Origin of the sequence: Micromonospora sp. NPDC005324 (assembly GCF_040607155.1) — a bacterium.
GTDB classification, from domain to species: domain Bacteria; phylum Actinomycetota; class Actinomycetes; order Mycobacteriales; family Micromonosporaceae; genus Micromonospora; species Micromonospora trifolii.
This window is the reverse complement of the sequence record NZ_JBEXGE010000102.1, coordinates 1-4052: the sequence shown is the minus strand read 5'-3', so window position 1 is coordinate 4052 and position 4052 is coordinate 1. Positions and strand designations below refer to the sequence as shown.

Annotated in this window: 2 protein-coding genes and 3 pseudogenes; 3 read left to right on the top strand and 2 right to left on the bottom strand. The window is 66.0% G+C overall.

Features of this window, described 5'->3' with window-relative positions; genetic code table 11:
* Positions 1–188 precede the first annotated feature (188 nt).
* A pseudogene (locus ABZS40_RS36395) lies at positions 189–287 on the bottom strand (IS5/IS1182 family transposase); the annotation flags it as partial.
* A 321-nt stretch (positions 288–608) separates the two neighbouring features.
* Here ABZS40_RS36395 and ABZS40_RS36390 point away from each other — a divergent pair.
* Positions 609–1840 (top strand): annotated as a pseudogene (locus tag ABZS40_RS36390) (IS701 family transposase).
* Positions 1841–1856: 16 nt separating this feature from the next.
* Here ABZS40_RS36390 and ABZS40_RS36385 read toward each other — a convergent pair.
* Positions 1857–2027: pseudogene (locus tag ABZS40_RS36385) on the bottom strand (transposase); the annotation flags it as partial.
* Between the two features lie 167 nt (positions 2028–2194).
* Between ABZS40_RS36385 and ABZS40_RS36380 the strand changes: the two are divergent.
* The gene (locus ABZS40_RS36380; protein WP_354949256.1) at positions 2195–2716 is read left to right on the top strand and encodes a sigma-70 family RNA polymerase sigma factor; all 522 of its coding nucleotides are present in this window, start codon (positions 2195–2197) and stop codon (positions 2714–2716) included.
* Complete coding sequence (locus tag ABZS40_RS36375) at positions 2703–3941, top strand: hypothetical protein (RefSeq protein ID WP_354949254.1); 1239 nt, start codon at positions 2703–2705, stop codon at positions 3939–3941. Before ABZS40_RS36380 ends, ABZS40_RS36375 begins: the two co-directional genes overlap by 14 nt.
* Positions 3942–4052 lie beyond the last annotated feature (111 nt).

The following is a 4052-nucleotide window of genomic DNA, read 5'->3' as shown; positions in this document are numbered from 1 at the left end:
CGCGCCGCCCAGATCACATCCGGACGGCGCGTCGCAGCAGGGCAAACGTTTCTTGATGCGGCACTAGTTCCGGCTGGTCACTGCTTGTGGTGCGGCGAGCTCGTCAACCAGGAAGAGAACCTGGGGGACAGCGGACCGGTGAGACCGAAGGTCTGCACCGCGGCCAGGAGTCGAAGGTTGTCGCCGGCCTGACCAGGCGTGAGCAGGACTGACGGTGGCCGGGAACGTCCGTCGACCGCGAGGTGGATCTTCGTGCTCAGTCCGCGGCGGGACCGGCCGATGGCCTCGCCATCTTGCGTACCAGGCGCCGCCGCACTTGTCCGGGAGTCCCCGTTTGCAGGCGCCAGCGCAATGCTGGTGGGAAGTACGACCGAGGAGTCGATGGTGATCGTCCCCTGCGCGGGTGTGCCGTCGTCATGCACCTGCGCAACCGTGAGATCCGAGCCTAGTACTCCAACGTCACTTGGTTTTGGCGTTGGGCGTGGCGCGGGCATGGAGACGGCCACCGCGTTGATCATCGATGGTTTGTGAAGACAACCGAAGATCGTGCGGTGGCCGCGTGCCACAGCGTAAACCCCGCCGGGTGGCGGGTCGTCCTGAACGAAGCGGTGACGCGTGTCGCTGACCGGTTCGTACGGGCAGAGCCTCGTCGGACCGCCGGGCAGTTCGTGGAAGGTCTGCTGTCGGCTGTGGAACGCAAGACCTGCTGGACCCTCGCGGAACGGGCAGGCCACGCTGATCCACAGGCGATGCAGCGGCTGCTACGCACGGCGGTGTGGGACGCCGACGCCGTCCGCGACGACGTTCGGACCTGGCTGATCGAGCAACTCGGGCACCCCAACGCGGTGCTGGCCTGCGACGAGACCGGGTTCTTGAAGAAGGGCCTGTGCTCGGTCGGGGTGCAGCGGCAGTACACCGGCACCGCCGGTCGTGTCGAGAACAGCCAGGTCGGGGTGTTCCTCGCCTACGTCTCACCTACGGGGCGGGCGATGATCGACCGCCGGCTTTATCTACCCGAGACGACCTGGTGCGACCGACCTGAGCGTCTCACCGCCGCCGGCGTTCCCGACCAGGTCGGGTTCGCCACGAAGCCGGCGCTGGCCCGGCAGATGATCGCCGCCGCCCTGCACGCCCAAATCCCGTTCGCGTGGGTGACCGGCGACGAGGTCTACGGCGCCGACCCCGGCCTGCGCGCTGACCTCGAACACTGGAGGATCGGTTACGCCCTCGCGGTCGGCTGCGACCGACGCGTGGCGGTCAACGACGGCCGCACCCTCATCCGCGCCGACGACCTCGCCGAGCAGATACCCACCCGCGAATGGCAGCCCCGCAGCTGCGGGCCGGGCGCGAAAGGTCCCCGCGACTACCTGTGGGCGTGGATCACCACGGCCACCCAACCTGGTGAGCACCGGTGGCTGCTCATCCCCGCAACCGCACCACCGGCGAGTTGGCCTTCTACCTGTGCTGGTCACCCCGCCCAGTCCCGCTGCACACCCTCGTGACCGTCGCCGGCTCCCGCTGGAGCATTGAGGAGCTGTTCCAGACCGGCAAAGGCCAGGTCGGCCTCGACCACTACCAGGTCCGCAGTTGAACCGGCTGGCACCGCTTCATCACCCTGGCCATACTCGCCCTGGCCGTCCTGACCATCCTCGCTGCCCAACAGCCCGACACCGACCCGAAGATCATCGCGCTGACCGTCGCCGAGATCCGCCGACTCCTCAACGCCTTCGTCCTCGCCACATCGTTACCGCCAGAGCACACACTGCACTGGTCGATCTGGCGACGAACAGCCCAAGCCCGCGCCCGCCGATCCCACTACCAGCGCAGACAGGCCAAGTGACGTTGGAGTACTAGGTGCCATCGGTTGTCCAAAAGGGCAGGCGTTCGTGGCACGTCTTCCACGGCCCGAAGCGCTCCGGCAGGTCACGCTACGGCCCACCCGTACGCAGCTTCCACAGGATCCCGCTGATGACCTGACGACACCTCCATCGCCGTCGGGCGGATACTTTTCAGATCCTCGGTGCCATCGCCGTCCAGATCGCCTGTGAAGGCAGGCCCACCCCGGCCAACGAATGACCACCTCAACAACCAAGATCAGCCGCCAACCTGACAGACCCGACAGACCCCAGCTCCACGGAGCGATGGAACCTTTTCGTGGCGCCGGGAGTGGAAGTGGCAGAGAAGGGAGGTGACGGTGTCCGATGATTTGATCGCCGACGTCTATGCCGGGTGTTTCCGGCGCTTGGTTGTTCAGCTCTACGCGGTGACCGGGGATCTAGGTGAGGCGCAAGAAGCGGTGCAAGAGGCGTTTACTCGTGCGCTCGCAGCGCCGCGCCGGTTCGCAAGCTTGGACAACCCGGAGGCCTGGTTGCGTCGGGTGGCGGTGAATGTTGCCCGTAGCCGCCATCGGCGTCGGCGGGTGCTCGATGGGCTGTTGCGCCGGATCGGGCCGCCACCTGTGGTGGCTGATACTGCGCCCGAGCACTTGGCGCTGCTGGCGGCACTTCATCGACTGCCCGAGGGGCAACGGCACGCTCTGGCCCTGCACTACTTCGTGGACCTGCCGATCGAGGAGGTGGCACAAACTTTGGGTGTCTCCGTCGGCACGGTCAAATCCCGATTGTCCCGAGGACGTCAAGCGCTGGCCCTGCTGCTCTCTTTCTCCGAAACCGCCGATACCGCAACCATTGATGGGAGGGTCGATGCGCAATCGTGAGTTCTCCGGCTTCGACATCGATACTGTCACTGACGCCGTACGCCAGCCACCCCTTGGTGATCTTCGGAATGCCGCTCGTTCCCGTCGTCAACGCCGCATGGTCGGGATGGGGTTGGCTGTTGTGCTGGCCCTCGCCGGCGCCGGCACCACATTCCTTCCGACCGGCGACAGTTCCCAGGGATTGCAGGTTGCCGGCCCAGACCCAACTCGTCCGGCAACCCAGGCTCGCACCAGCATATTGGTCGTGCTCTCCGACCGAACTGCGGTAGCTGTGGAGGAGGCAGAAGGAGGCTGCAAGATAAGTTTTGCGGCGACCACCGATGCCGGACGGAGCTGGTCAGATTGGCAGAGCGCCCGCTACAACGGCACCTGCACCACAACGGTTGACGCCAAAGGCCTCGGAGCAACGGACGTTCGCTATAGCGTGCTCAGCGAACGAAGCTACCTGGTGAGGTTCGATGACCAGTGGGTGCTTACCACCGACACTGGCCGGACCTGGCAGAGTGCCAACACTGCCATCACCGCCGTCCCTGCCTTCCCGAAGAACGCGCAGCCGGTCACCTGTCAGCAAGGCTGCGGAGCGATCACGCAACCACTCGCCGTCGACCCCGCGTCCGGTCGCGTCTTCCGACTCACCGGACAACCACCATCGCCCTACCCGCCCTACAGCATCTACGAAAGCCCAGACGGGGCTATCTGGAACACCTACTGGCCGGGCGACGGCCAACCTGCCGTGGTCGCCCGCAGCGCCGACCGGGGCGCAACATGGCGCACCTCGCGGGCACCGGAGAAAACCACCGCCATCGGCGTGGCCGCCGTCAGCGCCCAGGAGGCGTACCTACTGACCGAACCCCTCCCAGCGGGCCCGAATGGGACCCCGGCCTCCGGCCCATCCCGACTGCTCCGTACCACCAACGGCGGCCAGTCATGGGAAGACGTTGGCACCGATTTGCCAACCAGCGACGCAGTCCGTCTTTTCACCATTGGCTCCAACGGGTCGTTGATGCTACTCGATACGGAGGCCCTTACCGGGTACGTAATGATGAGTCAGGACGGCGGGCGACATTTCACCAAGGGAAAGGAGCAGCATGGCGTTGGTGGAGTTGGCGCCAACCCGGGTCGGGCCTGGCTGTACGGCCGCGATGACCAGTCAATCGACGGGGCGGACCAAGTCCAGCTCACCACTGACGGCTCGACCTGGACTCGCCTTCCGCTTCCCGATTGACGGCCAGATCAGGAGGCTAGCCTCGGCCCTTCGTTAAGGGCTGCGCGGCGGCGGTCGCGGGGACGCGAAAGTGCCTTCTGTTCTGGAACGATGTGACTTGTCGAGGGTCTC

Coding starts and splice junctions, on each gene's coding strand:
- ABZS40_RS36375 (WP_354949254.1), top strand. CDS start 2,703: ATGCGCAATCGTGAGTTCTCCGGCTTCGACATCGATACTGTCACTGAC.